This window comes from Sphingomicrobium astaxanthinifaciens (assembly GCF_022865105.1).
Classification (GTDB): domain Bacteria; phylum Pseudomonadota; class Alphaproteobacteria; order Sphingomonadales; family Sphingomonadaceae; genus Sphingomicrobium; species Sphingomicrobium astaxanthinifaciens.
Genome location: NZ_JAKNYM010000001.1, coordinates 471,445 through 487,866, shown reverse-complemented (window position 1 = coordinate 487,866; position 16,422 = coordinate 471,445). Strand labels below are relative to the sequence as shown.

The following is a 16,422-nucleotide window of genomic DNA, read 5'->3' as shown; positions in this document are numbered from 1 at the left end:
GAAGGGCGGCTGTCTCTAGTCGCTCTTCCCCATGACCGAGCTCGCCAAGACCTTCGAACCCGGCCCGATCGAGGCCAAATGGTACCAGCATTGGGAAGAGACGGGCGCCTTCCGTCCCGAGCGCCCCGATGCCGAACCCTATACGATCGTCAATCCGCCGCCCAACGTGACGGGCAGCCTGCATATCGGGCACGCGCTCGACAACACGCTGCAGGACATCATGATCCGCTACGAGCGGCTGCGCGGGAAGGATGCGCTGTGGGTGGTCGGCACCGACCATGCGGGCATCGCCACGCAGATGGTGGTCGAACGCCAGCTCGAGGCCAACCAGGACAAGCGCACCAACTATTCGCGCGAGGAATTCGTCGCCAAGGTCTGGGAGTGGAAGGAAGAGAGTGGCGGGCAGATCACCCGCCAGCTACGCCGCCTCGGCTGCTCGATGGACTGGAGCCGCGAGCAGTTCACGATGGACCCGCATTTCTCCGAAGCGGTGCTCAAGGTGTTCGTCGATCTCTACAATGACGGGCTGATCTATCGCGACAAGCGGCTCGTCAATTGGGACGTCAAATTGAAGACCGCCATCTCCGATCTCGAGGTCGAGACGATCGAAATCAAGGGCGGCTTCTGGCATTTCAAATATCCGCTCGCCGACGGGGTGACGACCGCCGAGGGCAAGGATCATCTCGTCATCGCGACGACGCGTCCCGAGACGATGCTCGCCGACATGGCGGTCGCGGTGCATCCCAACGATCCGCGCTACAGTAGCGTGATCGGCAAGGAGATCGTCCAGCCGATCACGGGGCGGCGCTTCAAGGTGATCGCCGATGAGCATGCCGATCCCGAGCTGGGTTCGGGCTGCGTGAAGATCACGCCGGGGCACGATTTCAACGATTTCGACGTCGGCAAGCGCGCGGGGATGAAGCCCGCCGAAATGCTCAACATGCTCGATGGCGACGGCAATGTCTGCCAGACCGAGGACGGGCTGGTGCCGGACGAGTTCATCGGGCTGCATCGCTTCAGGAAGGATGGCGTCGACGGGGCGCGCGAGCTCGTCGTCAAGCGGATGAAGGAGGGGGGCTTCCTCATCCCGCATGTCGACAAGGATGGCGAGAGCCACGACTTCGAGCCGCGTACGATCCAGACGCCGTTCGGCGATCGCGGCGGGGTGGTCATCGAGCCGTGGCTGACGGATCAGTGGTATGTCGATGCGGAGAAACTGGCGCAAAAGCCGATCGAGGCGGTGCGTTCGGGCGAGATCGAGATCGTCCCCGCAACCTGGGAAAAGACCTTCTTCAACTGGATGGAGAATATCCAGCCTTGGTGCGTGAGCCGCCAGCTGTGGTGGGGTCACCGCATCCCGGCCTGGTACGACGCCGACGGCAAGGCCTATATGGCGATGACCGAGGAGGAGGCGCAGGCGCAGGCGGGCGAGGGCGTTGCGCTCAAGCGCGACGATGACGTGCTCGACACTTGGTTCTCCTCGGCGCTGTGGCCCTTCGCGACGCTCGGTTGGCCCGAACAGACCGAGCTGCTCGACAAGCATTACCCCAACGACCTGCTCGTCTCGGGCTTCGACATCCTGTTTTTCTGGGATGCGCGGATGATGATGATGGGGCGCCAGCTGACGGGGCGGAACCCGTGGCCCAAGCTCTATCTCCACGGCCTCGTGCGCGCGGCCGACGGGCAGAAGATGTCCAAGTCGAAGGGCAATGTCGTCGACCCGCTCGGGCTGATCGACAAATATGGCGCCGATGCGCTGCGCTTCTTCATGGCGGCGATGGAAAGCCAGGGCCGCGACATCAAGATGGATGACAAGCGAGTCGAGGGCTATCGCAACTTCGCGACCAAGATCTGGAACGCCGCGCGCTTCCTGCAGGCCAATGGCATCGGCGCGTCGAAGAGCCTCGCCGCGCCCGAGGCGAGCAAACCGGTCAACAAATGGATCATCGGGGAGGTTGTCGGCACGCTGGCGAAGCTCGAAAAGGCGTTCGACGAGCTGCGCTTCGACGGCATGGCCGATGCCATCTACCATTTCGCGTGGGGGACCTTCTGCGACTGGTATGTCGAGCTCATCAAGGGCGAGATGGACGAGGAGACCAAGGCGGTCGCGGGCTGGGCGTTCGACCAGATCCTCGTCATGCTCCACCCCTTCATGCCCTTCATCACCGAAGAGCTGTGGCACAGCATGGCCGACCCCGCCCGCCCGCGCCCCTACGACATCATCCACGCCAAGTGGCCCGCGCCCGAAGCGGTGGTCGACGCCGAGGCGAAGGCGGCCATCGACTGGACGGTGGCGCTGGTGACCGAGGTGCGGGCGCTGCGCGCCGAGTTGAACATCCCCTGGTCCTCGCGGCTGACGCTGCACCCGCTGGACGGCGGGTCCACCGAGGCGGCCGAGGCGCTTGACCGGATGGGCAAGGCCGAATGGGGAGCAGAGATGAAGACCGCGCCCGCGGGCTCGGCACAGATTGTGGTGGCGGGCAAGAGCTATGCGGTGCCGCTCGCCGACGCGATCGACCTCGACGCCGAACGCTCGCGGCTCGCCAAGGCGGCCGAGGCGGCGGACAAGGAAGTGAAGAGCCTTCAAGGCCGGCTCGGCAATCCCAATTTCCTCGAGCGCGCCAAGCCCGAGGCGGTCGCCAAGGCGCGCGCCGACCATGAAGCGCGCGCCGAGGAAGCGAGCCGGTTGCGCGCCGCGCTGGAGCGACTGGGGTGAGCTATCCCGCGACCCGCATGCGCCGCCGCCGGCAGGCGCCATGGATGCGCGAGATGCTGCGCGAGCATCGGCTGCATCCTAGCGACTTCATCTGGCCGCTCTTCCTCTGCGAAGGAAAGAACGAGACGCAGGCGATCGGCAGTCTTCGCGGCGTGTCGCGTTTCTCGATCGACCTGATCGTGGAGCGGGCGAGGGAGGCGGCGGCGGCGGGCATTCCCGCGATCGCGCTTTTCCCCAACACGGCGGACAAGGATCGCAGCGAGACCGCCGCCGAAGCGCTCAACCCAGACAACCTCATCTGCCGCGCGGTGCGTAGCGTGAAGGAGGCGGGCGTCGAGATCGGGGTCATGACCGACGTCGCGCTCGATCCCTATACGAGCCATGGCCATGACGGGCTGCTTGCCGAGGACGGCAGCGTCGACAATGACGCGACGGTCGAGATCCTCGCGCGCCAGGCGCTGGTGCAGGCCGAAGCAGGGGCCGATATCGTTGCGCCCTCGGATATGATGGACGGACGCATTGGCGCGATCCGCGACACGCTCGAGGATGCCGGACGGCACAATACGGCAATCATGGCCTATGCCGCCAAATATGCCTCCTCGCTCTATGGCCCGTTTCGCGAAGCGGTGGGCTCGGGCGATCGGCTCAAGGGCGACAAGCGCGGTTACCAGATGGACCCGGCGAACGGGCGCGAAGCCTTGGAGGAGGTCGAACTCGACCTCGCCGAGGGCGCCGACTTCGTCATGGTCAAGCCCGGCATGCTCTATCTCGACGTGATCGCGCGGGTCGCCGACCAGTTCGACGCGCCGCTGTTCGCCTATATGACGAGCGGTGAATATGCGATGGTCGAGGAGGCCGCAGCAGCAGGAGCGGGAGATCGCGACAAGATGCTGATGGAAGCGCTGACCGCGTTCAAGCGCGCCGGCTGCACCGGTATCCTCAGTTATCACGCGCTCGAGGTCGCGCACTCGCTATGAGCGAGGCGGGGGGCAAGTATCGCCGCGACATGGGGACGCTGGGCGTTCTGTTCATCGTCGTCAACGGGCTGATCGGGGCGGGCATCTTCGGGCTGCCCGAGCTGCTGCATGGCGCGGTCGGCGGCTTTGCCCCGTGGCTGCTGCTCGTGGGCGGGCTGCTCGTGATGAGCATCGTCCTGTGCTTCGCCGAGCTGACGCGGCTGACCGACCGCTCGGGCGGGCCTCAGCGCTTCGTCACCGATGCCTTCGGGCGCTTCGCCGGGTTCGAGGTCGGCTGGACCTTCTACGCCGCGCGCATGCTCAGCCAGGCCGCCAATAGCGCGGTGCTGATCGCCTATGCCGCCGCGATCTGGCCGGTGCTCGGCGACGGGATCGCGCGCGGGACCGCGATCGTGACCGTGCTGGCCGCACTCACGATCATCAATATCGTCGGCATCCGCCGCGTGGTGGCGGCGCTCGGCGCGATGACCGCGCTCAAGCTGGTCCCGCTCATCCTGCTGGCGCTCGTGGCGCTGGTGGCCAGCGCGGCACCGGGCGAGGTCGCGCTGCCCCGCCTCGAGGCCGTCGAGGGCATCGCGCTGGCCACGCTTTACGCGTTCGTCGGGTTCGAGAATGCCACCATCCCGGCGGGCGAGACCAGGGAGCCCCGCCGGGCGATGCCGCGGGCGCTGCTGATCGGGCTCCCGGTCGTCACCCTCCTCTATTTCGCGCTGCAATGGGCCTATAGCGCCTCGCCTATCGCGGGCAGCGGTCCCGAGGCCCCGGTGGTCGAACTGGCGCGCCTTCACTGGGGCGATGTCGGCGCGCTGCTGATCGCCGCTACCGTGGTGATGAGCGTCCTTGCCAACATGACCGCGGGCCACACCTCGGCCAGCCGGATGACGCCGGCGATGGCCGACGACGGACTCCTGCCCGGCTGGTTCGGCCGGGTATCGCGCTGGGGCACCCCGGCCAACTCGATCGCCTTCTTCGGGGTGGGGTCGGCGGCCTTCGCGCTGAGCGGGACCTTTGCGGGGCTGGCGGCGATCTCGACGCTGGCGCGGCTGCTTGCCTATATCGGCTCGATCTTCGCGCTGCCGCGGCTGCGCCGGGGCGCGGGTCTGACCGCGCTCACTCCGACGATCGTGCTGGCAGCCCCGGTGGCGCTGGGGCTGAGCCTGTGGGCGACGTTCCAGACCACGGCGGTCATGTGGCAGACGCTGGCAGCGTTCGCGCTTGTTGGCGCCGTCCTGTTCGCGCTCGCGCGGCGCGCGCGATGACGTTCCGGCACGAGACCGAACGGCTCGTCCTGCGCGATTGGGACGAGGCCGACAGCCGCACCTTCTGGGAGATCATGAACACCCCCGCCGTGATGCAGTGGCTCGGTGGGCCGCAGCCCTTCGAGGAGTGGCAGGAGGGGTTCGCGCGGCTGCAGGGCTATGCCCGCGACTACGGACATTGTTTCTGGCTGGTCGAGCGCAAGTCGGACGGCGAACTGCTCGGCTTCTGCGGTCTCAAGCGCATCAACTACGAGGGCGCGCCCAACCCGGGCATGCCCGAGATCGGCTGGCGCTTTCGCGAAAGCGCGTGGGGGCATGGTTACGCCAAAGAAGCCGCGATCGCCTCGCTCGACCTCGCCTTCGACCGCTTCGGCTATGACGAGGTGACCGCGGTGACGGTGAGCGGCAACGCGCCGAGCTGGGGGTTAATGGAGCGGCTGGGGATGATCGAACGGCCCGAGCTCGCTTATCATGACGGCAAGTATAGCGCGCAATATGGGCGCGCACGGCAGTGGGTGATCACCGCCGCGCAATGGCGCGAGCATCGCGCCCGGCTTCTCGCCTCGGGAGACTGATGCCTAGCGCGCGATGCGCGCTTCGAGGCGGGCGAGCGCGGCGGCCTGCGCGCGATCGAGGTCGCTGGCGTCGGCGAGCAGGGCCTCGAGCGCGGCGCGGTCGCGAGGGCTTGCCCAGCCGTCGCGCGCGATTTGCCCGGTGGCCAGTTCGGCCGCGTCCGCAAGAACGCGCGCGACGCCTTCGCGGCTGCGCACAAGCAATCCCATTTCCTCCTGCGCGCGAACCCAGCTCTCGCTGCCACGGGCGCCGGCGGCGCTGGCGGCGGCCTCGGCGCTCGGCCATTGCGCGGCGAAGGCATCGCGCCCCTCGGACAGGCGTGCGGCGAGCGCGGCGATGGCCTCGCCGACGGTGAGCTCGCCGGGGGGCGGGGTGGTCGAGCCGACGGGCAGCCGCGGGTCGAGCGCTTCGGCGGGACGTGCCGACAGGGCCGGGACCGTCCGGTCCGCGTGACAGGCTGCGAGGGGGAGCAGGAGCAGAAAGGAAAGGGCGCTGCGCATAGTCGTCGGACTAACCAGCTGGGCGAGGCGAGGCAATCTTTTCCGATTTTGTCCAAAAAACGTCTTGAAAGGCGCGCGAGCCCTCTCTATTGCCCCCGTCAACCCAAGCGCCCGTAGCTCAGCTGGATAGAGTACCTGACTACGAATCAGGTGGTCGGAGGTTCGAATCCTTCCGGGCGCGCCACTTATAGGAAAGGCCGCTGTCTCCCCGGAGACGGCGGCCTTTTTCCTGCTGATATGGCAGCCGGTCGGAAAGCGGCGATCAGGCGGTTTGCGCCTGCATCTCGCGCGCGCGATCGTGGAAACGGGCGGCCAGCATCTCATGGCGTTCGCGCGCCGCATGGGTGACCGCTCGAGCCGCCGCGAGCCGCTCCTGCGCGGCGCGCCGCTGGTAAAAACGCAAGTCGGATTCGACGCGCAGCATGTGATCCCCCGCCATGACCCAATTCTCCCAAGCTTATCGTCGCGGGAGATGGTGCGATAGAATGGTAAAGCAGCGGTGAATTGCAAGGCGGCAGCGAGCTCACGCTTAACCCGCTTTAAGAAAACAGGGCTTTCGTCCTGTTTTGTTCGCACATTGGGTCGGCCGGATTGGCCGCGCGCGGCGCGAGTTCGCGCGCGGTCAGGGGCGCCGGGCGCGAATCGGCGGCGCGAGTCGCGGCGTCCGGTCGGACGCGCGCCGCCGCCGATGGTGACGCCGACGATGACCGCGATGACGCGCCGGCGTGCGCCAGGGACCGCGCGAGATCGCGGGCGGGGCGGGGCGCACCGCGTCGAACAGCTTGGCTCCCGCCAGAAAGACCACGCCCAGGCAGGCGAGGAACAGCAGATTGCCCAGCAGCCCGGGGAATTGATGCGCATAGGCCTGCCCGCGCATGACCGCGCCGAGCGCGATCGCATAAGTGATCAGCGCCGCTTCGAAGCGGGTCTTGATGGTGAACAGGCGAGCGATCTTGCTGAGCATCGACATAGGTTAAGCAAACGCCGTGCCAACCAAGCCGTTCCGCCAAAAAAACGTTAAACGCTTTGCTTGACTGTCTGTTAATCCGACAGGTCGAGCGCGCCGAGGTCGAGCAGGTCGAGCATGGCGCGGCGCGCGGCCGTGACGGTGGCGACCAGCGTTTCGCTCTGGACCTCGCGCGCATCGATGGTCTCGGGCCATGTCCGCGCGACGACCTTAGCCATGGCGTCGAGCTTGGCCTGGTCGACGAGGAACCGCGGGTCGACCGTCGCGGGATCGCAGGCGACCCGCAAGCGGAGGCAGGCCGGGCCGCCGCCGTTGGCCATCGACTGGCGGACGTCGACGACCTCGACGCGGCGGATCGGGCCGTTGGAGGCGAGGTGCGCCTCGAGCCAGCGCCAGACAGTCGGGGTCTCGCGGCACTCGCTCGGCACCACCAGCGTCTGTTCGCCGCTCGGCAGGGTCAGCAACTGCGCGTTGAAAAGATAGGAGGAGATCGCATCGGCGAGCGGGACGTCGGCATCGGCCACCTCGACATAGTCGAGGCCGGGGAAGCGCTCGGCGATACGCGAGATGGTATCGTCACGATCCGCGAAGGCCTTTTCATGCGCGAAGAGCGTGCGTTCGTTGGCGACCGCGACGACGTCGTTGTGGAAGGCCCCGGCGCTGATCGCTTCGTCGGATTGCTGGACGAACAGGACGCGTTCGGGATCGAGGCGATGCAGCCGGGCGACGGCGCGGCTGGCCTCGATATGCTGGCGCGCCGGGAAGGGACCGCCCGAGACGCCATAGACGAAGATTTCCAGTCCCTTGTCGGCGTGGCGGTCGGCAAGGCGCATGAAATTGGCGGCGCCCTCGTCGCCGAAGACGGGGGGGACCGGGGAATGGACCGCAAAGGCCTCGTGGGCGAAGGCGAGGCGGAGCTGGGCCAGCGTATCGGGCCATTCGTGGCTGCGATGCGGCATCGTCTTGAGATTGGCCACGGTCAGGTGGCAGCGGCCATCGGCGGTATCGGGCGCCGGGCTCACGGTGGCGGCATTGGCCGCCCACATCGAGGAGGCCGACATGGCGTTGGCGGCCAGCGCATGGTTGCACTCGAGATAGTCGGCGCCGAGCGCGCGCAGCCAGCCGCCATTAGGGCGCGGCAGCGGCATGAAAACACCCTGCACCAGCCCCAACTCGAGATTGGCGCGCATCTTCTCGATCCCCTGCAACGCCGCCTCGCGCGGGCGCGAGATGTCGCCGGCATGGCGCGTCGAGGCGAGGTTGCCGAGGCTGAGTCCGGCGTAATTGTGGCTCGGGCCGATGAGGCCGTCGAAGTTGATCTCGCGAATGGTCATCGCCGGCTCACCGCGAGCACGCGGTCCCCGGGCTCGACGTCAAGCGCGGCCATCGCCGTCGCGTCCATGCGAAGTTCACCGTCTTCGAGGCTGCCGCGCGCGTGACAGCAGCGGAAGTTCTTGAGGCGACCGGCGGCGACGATCATCTGTTCGCCTCCCTTGTCGAGCGGCTTGCCGAGCAACTGCCATTCGCTGTCGCGGATCGAGGCGACCTGGTCGGTGGTGCCGACCATCGTGGGACCGCCGTCGAAGATGTCGATATAATGTTCGAAGGTCAGCCCTTCCTTCTCGAGCATGCGCATCGCGGCGCGGCCCGAGGGATGCGGCTGGCCGATTACCGAGCGGGCGGCTTCGGGGAGCATGTTCACGTAGATCGGCGTCTTGGGGAACAGGTCGGCGATGAACTGGGTCCCGTGGATCGCGTTGAAGCCGTCGGCTTCGGGAAAGGTCATGCCGAAGAAGCGCCCGCCGATCGCGTCCCAGAAGTGCGAATGGCCACCCTCGTCGATGACGCCGCGCAACTCGGCGAGGATCTTGTCGCCGAACCGCGGGCGGTGCTGCTTGATGAAGAGATAGCGCGAACGGGCCAGCAGCAATCCCAGCCCGCCGGCGCGCGCCGCGGGATGAAGGAACAGGCCGCCGACCTCGCTCGCCCCCTCGAGGTCGGTGCAGAGCGAGAGCAGGCGGTTGCGAAAGATGCGGTCGAGTTCGGCCGATTTCTGCGTGATGGTCGAGATGCGGTAGCTGTAGAAGGGCTGCTCGACCCCCACCTTGCCGAACACCTGGCAGGTGCCGCGAATCCCGCCGCTCCCTACTTCCTCGAGCATGAAGATGTACAGGTCGTCGTCGGGGGACTCGCCCTCGCGGGCGAAGCTGGCATCGGAGCGCTCGAGACGCGCGGTGAGCGTCTCGCGGTCCGCGGGCAGGTTGGTGAACCCGCCGCCGGTCAGTTTCGACAGGTCGTAGAGCGCATCGAGATCCTCGATGCCGGCAGCACGCAGGACATAGGTCATGGGGTGATCAATCTCGCAATCGATAGGGCCGAGAGCGCGGCGCGTTCGCCGATGCTCTCGACGAGGAGAAATTCGTCGGGGCTGTGGATGGCGCCGCCGCGCACGCCCATCGTGTCGACGACCGGGATCCCGGTGGCAGCGATATTGTTGCCATCGCAGACCCCGCCGGTCGCCTTCCAGCCGATCTCGAGGTCGAGATCGGCGCCGGCGCGCTTGACGAGGCCAAACAGCGTTTCCATCGCCGGGGTCATTGGCTTTGGGGGGCGACCGAACCCGCCGTGGATGTGCGGCCGGACCTCGTGCGCGCGCGCGACCGAGGCGACGGTATCGGCGACCAATCGTTCGGCGCGGGCCTGGTCCTCGAGCGTGGTGCACCGGAAATTGACCCGCAGGATCGCAAGGTCGGGCACGACATTATTGGGACCGCCGCCGTCGATCCGCGCCGGGTTGACCGTAAGGCTGTCGTCCATCGCCGCCTTGAGCTGCAGCGCGAGGTCGGCGGCGGCGACCAGCGCGTTGCGTCCATCGCGCGGGTTGCGCCCGGCGTGCGCCGACTTGCCATGCAGGGTGATCGAATAGTTGCCCGAGCCCGCGCGGGCGCCGGCCAGCGTGCCATCGGGCAGCGCGGAAGGTTCGTAGGTGAAGGCGGCGCGCTTGCCTGCGGCCGCCTGGCGGAGCAGCGGCTGCGACGAGGCCGATCCGATCTCCTCGTCCGAGTTGATCACCACCTCATAGCCGAACGCGGGGGCCAGCGGGCTCGCCTCGAGCGCCTTGAGCGCGGCCAGCATGACCGCGATCCCGCCCTTCATGTCGGTGATGCCGGGCCCATTCAACACCTTGCCCTCCTCGAGCCAGGTCAGCGACTGGAACGGGTGATCGACCGGGAAGACGGTGTCCATGTGCCCGGTGAAGAGCAGCTGGACGGGGGCCTCGGGGCGCACCGTGAGGTGCAGGTGGCGGCCGTGGTCGAGCGCGACCTCGTGCCCCGCCGCATCGACCGCGCTGACGGGGGCGGGGTCGACCAGCTCGAGCCCGCCGGGCAGCACCGCGAAGGCGTCGGCAATCTCGCCCGCGACCGTCGCGAGCCCGTCGAGGTTGCGGCTGCCCGAATTGATCTCGGCCCAGGCCCTGGTCTGCGCGAAGGCCTCGTCATGCCCGCTCCTCGCCGCATCGACGATCGCCGTTTCCTGTGTCGACAAGCTCCCCATGGACAGCCTCCTAGCGCGGGCCGATCCAGTCGGCAAACCCCGCGAGGATGTCGCGGTACATCTGGCGCTTGAAGGGCACGATGAGGTCGGGCAGCCGCTGCGGTTCGGCCCATTGCCAGTGCGAGAATTCGGGATGCTCGGTGGCGATGTCGATGTGGTGGTCCTCGCCGGTGAACCGCATCAGGAACCAGTGCTGGCGCTGGCCGATCCAGCGCCCGCCCCAAAGCTTGCCGCGCAGCGGTTCGGGCAGGTCGTAGCGAAGTTCGAGGCGGGGGCTACCCTCGATGCGGTGAACGAGCTGGGGGATGATCCCGGTCTCTTCTTCCAGTTCGCGCAATGCGCCCTGCCAGCTGTCCTCGCCGCGATCGATGCCGCCCTGCGGCATCTGCCAGGCCTCGTCGACGTTATCGATCCGGCGTCCGATCCAGGCGTGGCCATGGTGGTTGAGGAGCATGACGCCCGCCCCGAAGCGGTATCGATCGTCGTCGGACATGGCATCTGTCTCCTCAAAGCACTAGATTAGCGGGGCGGGCATCCGTAAGGGCAGCCCATAAGCGCAATGACGGACGGGAAACAATGGTAACAGCGACCCAGAAACTGACCCCTGTAGAGGCGACGGCGGCCGATCGCGCCGAGGCCGTGGTGGTCCGCTTTGCCGGTGACAGCGGCGATGGGATGCAGCTGACCGGCGGCCAGTTCACGCTATCGACCGCGCTGGCGGGGAACGACCTTGCCACCTTCCCCGACTTTCCCGCCGAAATCCGCGCCCCGCAGGGGACGACCTTCGGCGTCTCCGCCTTCCAGATCAATTTCGGCTCGGCCGCGATCGAGACCGCGGGCGATGCCCCGGACGTGCTGGTGGCGATGAACCCGGCCGCGCTCAAGGTGAACGTCGCGGCCTTGAAGGAGGGCGGGCTGATCATCGCCGATACGGGCGAGTTCTCGGCGCGCAACCTTGCCAAGGCGGGCTATGACGACAACCCGCTCGAGAACGACAGCCTTGCCAGGTACAAGGTGATCGCCTTCGACATTTCGGCGCGCACGCTCGAGGCGGTCAAGGAATTCGGCCTGTCGAACAAGGAGGCGCTGCGGTCCAAGAACATGTGGACCCTCGGCCTCGCGCTGTGGATGTTCGACCGCGACCGCCAGCCGGTGGTCGACTGGCTCAAGGCCAAATTCGCCAAGAAGCCCGAGATCGCCGAAGCCAACATCGCCGCGCTCAACGCGGGTCACGCCTATGGCGAGACCGCCGAGATCGGCGGGCAGGTGCGCCAGCATCATATCGACCCCGCCCCCGCCGAGCCGGGGCTCTATCGCACGGTAACGGGCGCCGAGAGCCTGTCGATCGGACTGGTCGCGGGCGCCCAATTGGCCGGGCTGCCGATGTTCTTCGGCTCCTACCCGATCACGCCGGCCTCGCCGCTGCTGCACCACCTGTCGCGCCTGAAGCAGTTCGGGATCACGACCTTCCAGGCGGAGGACGAGATCGCCGCCATCTGTTCGGCCATCGGCGCGAGCTATGCGGGCAGTCTCGGGGTGACCTCGTCGTCGGGTCCGGGGATCGCGCTCAAGGGCGAGGCGATCGGGCTGGCGGTGATGACCGAACTGCCGCTGGTGATCGTCAATTCGCAGCGCGGCGGCCCCTCGACCGGGCTGCCGACCAAGACCGAGCAATCGGACCTGTACCAGGCGGTCTACGGGCGCAACGGCGATGCGCCGATTCCGGTCATCGCCGCACGCTCGCCCGCCGACGCCTATGATTGCGCGATCGAGGCGGTGCGGATCGCGGTCCAGTACATGACCCCGGTAATGCTGCTCACCGACGGCTATATCGCCAATGCCGCCGAACCGTGGAAGGTACCCGACGCGAGCAGTCACGTGCCCTTCGCGGTGCGTTTTGCCGAAAAGGACGTCGAACCATACCAGCGCGATGCGCGGGGGTCGCGCCCGTGGATCAAGCCCGGCACCCCGGGGCTCGAGCATCGCATCGGCGGGATCGAGAAGGCGCCGGTGACGGGGCACATCAGCTACACGCCCGAGCATCATGCGCAGATGACCGAGGAGCGTTTCGCCAAGGTCCGCAACGTCGCCGACAGCATTCCCGAACAGGATGTCTGCCTCGGCTCGACCTCGGGACGGCTGGCGATGGTCGGCTGGGGCTCGACCTTCGGTCCGATCCACCAGGCGGTCCGCCGCGCCCGCAAGCGGGGGATGGACGTCAGCCACATCCACATCCGCCACATCGCGCCTTTCCCCAAGAACCTCGGCGCGCTGCTCAAGGGGTATGACAAGATCATCGTGCCCGAGATGAACGCGGGGCAATTGAAGACCATGCTGCGCGACCAGTTCCTCGTCGATGCGCGGCCGATGAACAAGATTGCCGGGCAACCCTTCATGATCGCCGAGATCGAGGCGGCGATCGAGGAGGCGCTGGCATGACCCAGCCCGAAGACATGAAGCCGATAAACGTCTGGCCGTTGCTCGTGATGGCGGTCGTGATCGGGTATATTGTCGGGGCCGCGAACGGCTGGTGGTAAGGACAGGTTGAGATGAACGAACAAGTGAAACTGACCGCCAAGGACTGGGCCTCCGAACAGGAAGTGCGCTGGTGCCCCGGCTGCGGGGACTATGCGATCCTGAAAGCGGTGCAGCGCACGCTGCCCGAGCTGGGATCGGATCCCGCCAATACGGTGTTCGTGTCGGGCATCGGCTGCTCAAGCCGCTTTCCCTATTACATGGCGAGCTATGGCTTTCACACCATTCACGGCCGCGCCTGCGCGGTCGCGACGGGGGTGAAGCTGGCCAATCCCGAGCTCGACGTGTGGATCATCACCGGCGATGGCGATGCGCTGTCGATCGGCGGCAATCACACAATGCACCTGCTGCGCCGCAACCTCGATTGCCAGCTCCTGCTGTTCAACAACGAGATTTACGGGCTCACCAAGGGGCAATATTCGCCGACCAGCCGGGTCGGCACGCGCAGCCCCTCGACCCCGTTCGGGTCGGTCGATCGGCCGGCGCTGCCCGCGAGCTTCGCGCTCGGCGCCGGCGCGCGCTTCGTGGCGCGCGGGATCGACGTCAACAAGAAGCTGCCCGAGGTGCTCAAGGCAGCGCATGCGCACAAGGGCGCAGCGTTCGTCGAGATCTTCCAGAATTGCATCGTCTACAACGACGACGTGTTCGGGCCCTTCACCGACCGCAAGGTGGCGGCCGAGAAGCAATTGTGGCTCGAGGCGGGCGAGAAGATGCTGTTTGCCGGCGGCGAGAAGGGGATCGGCTTCGACCAGTCGACCAAGACGCTGAAGGTGGTCGCGGGCGACAGCGGGGAGGTGCTGGTGCACGATCCCGCCAATCGTGCCATCGCGCTGCTGCTCGCCGAAATGCCCGCCGACCTCTTCCCGGTCGCGCTCGGCGTCCTCTACGAGGATCCGGCTCCGACCTACGAGAGCGCGGTCGTCGAACAGAACCGCGCGGTGTCCGAAGGCAAGGTCGCCGACCTCCAGGCGCTGCTGCGGCAGGGGCAGACGTGGCAGGTGACGAAGGAACCGCGCGTCGAATAGTCCCGTTCAAGGGGCGATGGACAATATCACGCACAGCCTCGCTGGCGCGCTTCTCGGCCAGATGGGGCTGAAGCGGTTGACCCCGCGGGCGATGCCGACGCTGATCATCGCGGCCAACCTGCCCGATATCGACGCGCTCGCGCTGTTGCTCGGGACCGAGCATCTGGCGATCCGCCGCGGGCTGACGCACGCGCCGCTGGCGATGCTGGTCCTGCCGATCCTGCTGACGCTGGCGGTGTGGGGTTGGGACCGATGGCGCCCAGGGCGCGAGCGCGTGCGCCCCGGCTGGCTCTATCTTTGCGCGCTCCTCGGCACGCTCTCGCATCCCCTGCTCGATTGGCTCAATGTCTACGGGATCCGCTGGCTCGAGCCGTTCTCGCATCGCTGGTTCTACGGCGACACCTTGTTCATCATCGACATCTGGGTGTGGGCCATCCTCGTCCTGGGGGTCTGGACCTCGCGGTCGATCGAGCAGCGCGGCGGTCGTCACTTCCCCCGACCCGCCTGGCTGATGTTCGTGCTGCTTTGCGCCTATATCGCGGGCAATGGCTGGATCACCGGGCTGGCCGAACGGCAGGGGCAGGAACTGGTCGGCAAGCAATGGAGGATCGAGCCGGGGCGTACGGTCGCGGCACCGGTTCCGATCAAGTTCTGGCAGCGCGAGATCCTTTGGCGCGGCGGCGGGCTCTACGGCTTCGGTGACTATCACTGGCCCGAGGGGGTGCTATTGTCGGGACAGCCGCAGTTCGTCGGGCTCAACCACCCGCTGCTGCAAGCGGCGCGCGGGCGCGACGATGTCGAGGCATATCTGTTCTGGTCGCGGTTGCCGGTGATCATCGAGCGCGACGGGCGGGTGCTGCTCGCTGACCAGCGCTTCCTCGACGAGCGCGTCTCGTCGAGCTTCACGATCGACCTGGGAGCAGCCCAATGAGCAAGGACCCCGTGATCCTCTGGTTCCGCCGCGACCTGCGGCTGTCGGACCAGGCGGCGTTGGCCAGCGCAGCCGACGAAGGACCGGTCGTCCCCGTCTTCGTCCTCGACGACGAGACGCCGGGCGACCGCAAGCCCGGCGGTGCCTCGCGCTGGTGGCTGCATCGCAGCCTCGAGAGCCTTGCGGGCGCGCTGGCGGCGAAGGGCTCGCGGCTGATCCTGCGACGCGGGCGGGTCGACCACGTCCTTCCGCAGCTGTGCCAGGAGACCGGCGCGACCCGGGTGCACGCCCTGCGTCATTACGAGCCGTGGTGGAAGGAGGCCGAGGATCGCATCGCCGATCAGGTCGACCTGTGCTTGCACGACGGCAACTATCTCGAGCCGCCGGGCGCGGTGACGACGGGGGCGGGCGAGCCCTACAAGATCTTCACCCCCTTCTGGCGCGCGCTCAAGGAGCGGATGCCGCCGCCCGAGCCGCGTCCCCGGCCCCGGCGCATCGAGACGCCGTCGGATTGGCCCGAGAGCGACGACCTCGAGGCTTGGGGCCTGCTGCCGACGCATCCCAACTGGGCGAGCGCGATGGAGCAGGAATGGGAACCGGGCGAGGAGGGTGCGCTCAAGCGCCTCCGCGCCTTCGAGGACGAAGCCTCGCGATACGAGGGACAACGCAACTGCCCCTCGCTCGAGGGGACCTCGAAGCTGAGCCCGCACTTGCATTGGGGCGAGATCTCGCCGGCACGGGTCTATGACCGGGTCAAGGATGCCGGGGGCTCGGTGGGCACCTTCCTGTCCGAGCTCGGGTGGCGCGATTTCTCGCAGAATGTAATCCATCAATTCCCCAACTATCCCGACCGCAGCTACCGCGATTTCGACGCGTTCGAGTGGCGCGACTTCCGCTCGTCCACCGCCCGAGAGGATTTCGAGGCGTGGAAGGCCGGACGGACCGGCTACCCCATCGTGGACGCGGGAATGCGGCAGCTCTGGGCGATCGGCTGGATCCACAATCGCGTGCGGATGATCGTCGCCAGCTTCCTGATCAAGCACTTGCTGATCGACTGGCGCGAGGGCGAACGATGGTTCTGGGACACGCTGGTCGACGCCGACTACGGGTCGAACGGGACCAACTGGCAATGGGTCGCGGGGACGGGGGTCGACAGCAACATGTTCGTACGGATCATGGCCCCGCTCAGCCAGTCGGAAAAATATGCCGCGGGCGACTATATCCGCCAATGGGTGCCCGAACTGGCCGACCTACCCGACGCGGCCATCCATGACCCCCACGCCGCCGGCTGCGCACCTTCGGACTATCCTGAAAAGCGGATCGGGCATAAGCAGGCACGCGACCGTGCCCTTTCGGCATATCGGGAAATGAAAGCGGGATAGAC

Annotated in this window: 15 protein-coding genes and 1 tRNA gene; 9 read left to right on the top strand and 7 right to left on the bottom strand. The window is 67.2% G+C overall.

The features are described 5' to 3' along the window. Positions 1 to 31: 31 nt before the first annotated feature. From L8951_RS02375 to L8951_RS02360, 4 genes are read left to right on the top strand one after another with little or no spacing between them, the layout of a single operon-like run. Positions 32 to 2,716 carry a valine--tRNA ligase gene (locus L8951_RS02375; RefSeq protein WP_244381396.1) on the top strand — a complete coding sequence of 895 codons (2,685 nt, stop codon included), beginning with the start codon at positions 32 to 34 and terminating at the stop codon, positions 2,714 to 2,716. Beyond that, positions 2,713 to 3,693, top strand: a complete 981-nt coding sequence (gene hemB, locus L8951_RS02370; RefSeq protein WP_265535906.1) for a porphobilinogen synthase — start codon at positions 2,713 to 2,715, stop codon at positions 3,691 to 3,693. The genes L8951_RS02375 and hemB overlap by 4 nt, the downstream gene beginning before the upstream one ends. Further along, entirely contained in the window at positions 3,690 to 4,952 is a 1,263-nt protein-coding gene (locus L8951_RS02365; protein ID WP_244381394.1) for an APC family permease, read from the top strand. Before hemB ends, L8951_RS02365 begins: the two co-directional genes overlap by 4 nt. After that, a complete protein-coding gene (locus L8951_RS02360; protein WP_244381393.1) occupies positions 4,949 to 5,527 on the top strand; it encodes a GNAT family N-acetyltransferase in 579 nt (192 codons plus the stop codon). Before L8951_RS02365 ends, L8951_RS02360 begins: the two co-directional genes overlap by 4 nt. Positions 5,528 to 5,530: 3 nt before the next feature. Here the strand turns inward: L8951_RS02360 and L8951_RS02355 are convergent, their stop codons facing one another. After that, entirely contained in the window at positions 5,531 to 6,025 is a 495-nt protein-coding gene (locus L8951_RS02355) for a hypothetical protein (RefSeq protein WP_244381392.1), read from the bottom strand. A gap of 107 nt (positions 6,026 to 6,132) precedes the next feature. Between L8951_RS02355 and L8951_RS02350 the strand changes: the two genes are divergently transcribed. After that, a tRNA-Arg gene (locus L8951_RS02350) sits at positions 6,133 to 6,209 on the top strand. Positions 6,210 to 6,287: 78 nt separating this feature from the next. On the opposite strand, the gene L8951_RS02345 is transcribed toward L8951_RS02350, so the two are convergent. The 6 genes from L8951_RS02345 to L8951_RS02320 form a co-directional block, all read right to left on the bottom strand. Beyond that, positions 6,288 to 6,464 carry a hypothetical protein gene (locus tag L8951_RS02345; protein ID WP_244381391.1) on the bottom strand — a complete coding sequence of 59 codons (177 nt, stop codon included), beginning with the start codon at positions 6,462 to 6,464 and terminating at the stop codon, positions 6,288 to 6,290. Positions 6,465 to 6,647: 183 nt separating this feature from the next. Further along, entirely contained in the window at positions 6,648 to 6,989 is a 342-nt protein-coding gene (locus L8951_RS11595; protein ID WP_322597126.1) for a hypothetical protein, read from the bottom strand. 77 nt (positions 6,990 to 7,066) lie between these two features. Beyond that, positions 7,067 to 8,326, bottom strand: a complete 1,260-nt coding sequence (locus tag L8951_RS02335) for an N-succinylarginine dihydrolase (protein ID WP_244381390.1) — start codon at positions 8,324 to 8,326, stop codon at positions 7,067 to 7,069. After that, positions 8,323 to 9,339, bottom strand: a complete 1,017-nt coding sequence (locus L8951_RS02330) for an arginine N-succinyltransferase (RefSeq protein WP_244381389.1) — start codon at positions 9,337 to 9,339, stop codon at positions 8,323 to 8,325. Before L8951_RS02330 ends, L8951_RS02335 begins: the two co-directional genes overlap by 4 nt. Further along, a complete protein-coding gene (locus tag L8951_RS02325) occupies positions 9,336 to 10,547 on the bottom strand; it encodes a hydrolase (RefSeq protein WP_244381388.1) in 1,212 nt (403 codons plus the stop codon). Before L8951_RS02325 ends, L8951_RS02330 begins: the two co-directional genes overlap by 4 nt. Positions 10,548 to 10,557: 10 nt before the next feature. Then, positions 10,558 to 11,040 (bottom strand): RNA pyrophosphohydrolase, encoded by a 483-nt coding sequence (locus L8951_RS02320; protein WP_244381387.1) that lies wholly within the window; start codon positions 11,038 to 11,040, stop codon positions 10,558 to 10,560. A gap of 83 nt (positions 11,041 to 11,123) precedes the next feature. Here L8951_RS02320 and L8951_RS02315 point away from each other — a divergent pair, with 83 nt between their 5' ends. From L8951_RS02315 to L8951_RS02300, 4 genes are all read left to right on the top strand, one after another. Then, entirely contained in the window at positions 11,124 to 12,986 is a 1,863-nt protein-coding gene (locus L8951_RS02315; protein WP_244381386.1) for a 2-oxoacid:acceptor oxidoreductase subunit alpha, read from the top strand. Positions 12,987 to 13,096: 110 nt separating this feature from the next. Beyond that, complete coding sequence (locus L8951_RS02310) at positions 13,097 to 14,107, top strand: 2-oxoacid:ferredoxin oxidoreductase subunit beta (protein WP_244381385.1); 1,011 nt, start codon at positions 13,097 to 13,099, stop codon at positions 14,105 to 14,107. A gap of 16 nt (positions 14,108 to 14,123) precedes the next feature. Further along, complete coding sequence (locus tag L8951_RS02305) at positions 14,124 to 15,038, top strand: metal-dependent hydrolase (protein WP_244381384.1); 915 nt, start codon at positions 14,124 to 14,126, stop codon at positions 15,036 to 15,038. Continuing rightward, on the top strand, positions 15,035 to 16,420 hold the full coding sequence (locus L8951_RS02300; RefSeq protein WP_244381383.1) for a cryptochrome/photolyase family protein: 1,386 nt from the start codon (positions 15,035 to 15,037) through the stop codon (positions 16,418 to 16,420). Before L8951_RS02305 ends, L8951_RS02300 begins: the two co-directional genes overlap by 4 nt. Positions 16,421 to 16,422: the final 2 nt, after the last annotated feature.

What these genes read in the sequence shown, in the direction of transcription:
- L8951_RS02375 (WP_244381396.1), top strand. Translation starts at nt 32, where the DNA reads ATGACCGAGCTCGCCAAGACCTTCGAACCCGGCCCGATCGAGGCCAAA.
- L8951_RS02365 (WP_244381394.1), top strand. Translation starts at nt 3,690, where the DNA reads ATGAGCGAGGCGGGGGGCAAGTATCGCCGCGACATGGGGACGCTGGGC.
- L8951_RS02360 (WP_244381393.1), top strand. Translation starts at nt 4,949, where the DNA reads ATGACGTTCCGGCACGAGACCGAACGGCTCGTCCTGCGCGATTGGGAC.
- L8951_RS02355 (WP_244381392.1), bottom strand. Translation starts at nt 6,025, where the DNA reads ATGCGCAGCGCCCTTTCCTTTCTGCTCCTGCTCCCCCTCGCAGCCTGT.
- L8951_RS02345 (WP_244381391.1), bottom strand. Translation starts at nt 6,464, where the DNA reads ATGGCGGGGGATCACATGCTGCGCGTCGAATCCGACTTGCGTTTTTAC.
- L8951_RS11595 (WP_322597126.1), bottom strand. Translation starts at nt 6,989, where the DNA reads ATGCTCAGCAAGATCGCTCGCCTGTTCACCATCAAGACCCGCTTCGAA.
- L8951_RS02335 (WP_244381390.1), bottom strand. Translation starts at nt 8,326, where the DNA reads ATGACCATTCGCGAGATCAACTTCGACGGCCTCATCGGCCCGAGCCAC.
- L8951_RS02330 (WP_244381389.1), bottom strand. Translation starts at nt 9,339, where the DNA reads ATGACCTATGTCCTGCGTGCTGCCGGCATCGAGGATCTCGATGCGCTC.
- L8951_RS02325 (WP_244381388.1), bottom strand. Translation starts at nt 10,547, where the DNA reads ATGGGGAGCTTGTCGACACAGGAAACGGCGATCGTCGATGCGGCGAGG.
- L8951_RS02320 (WP_244381387.1), bottom strand. Translation starts at nt 11,040, where the DNA reads ATGTCCGACGACGATCGATACCGCTTCGGGGCGGGCGTCATGCTCCTC.
- L8951_RS02315 (WP_244381386.1), top strand. Translation starts at nt 11,124, where the DNA reads ATGGTAACAGCGACCCAGAAACTGACCCCTGTAGAGGCGACGGCGGCC.
- L8951_RS02310 (WP_244381385.1), top strand. Translation starts at nt 13,097, where the DNA reads ATGAACGAACAAGTGAAACTGACCGCCAAGGACTGGGCCTCCGAACAG.
- L8951_RS02305 (WP_244381384.1), top strand. Translation starts at nt 14,124, where the DNA reads ATGGACAATATCACGCACAGCCTCGCTGGCGCGCTTCTCGGCCAGATG.
- L8951_RS02300 (WP_244381383.1), top strand. Translation starts at nt 15,035, where the DNA reads ATGAGCAAGGACCCCGTGATCCTCTGGTTCCGCCGCGACCTGCGGCTG.